Below are 237 nucleotides of genomic sequence, written 5' to 3' on the forward strand. Positions count from 1 at the left end.
ACGCGGGCCACCAGGTCCACCCGCCCGGCGTAGCGGTGCTCCGGGTGGAAGACCGCCTCCTCGGAGCGCAGGAGCCTGCCCCCGTTCCCGTCCCACCAGTCCGCCAGGCGCCGGGCCATCCCCCGGAGGGGCTCCTCCTCGGGGAGGGGAGGCCTTTCCCCCTTGAAGTGGGCCTCCGCCCAGGCGTGGAGGTCGGTGCCCCGCCCCGCGGCGCTCCGGGCGGCCCTGTGGTGGGCC

General features: G+C 78.1%; 1 pseudogene. It reads right to left on the bottom strand.

What is annotated here, in order from left to right:
* A pseudogene (locus ACYQ0J_RS00260) lies at positions 1–237 on the bottom strand (hypothetical protein); the annotation flags it as partial.

This window comes from Thermus sp. FJN-A (assembly GCF_054655095.1).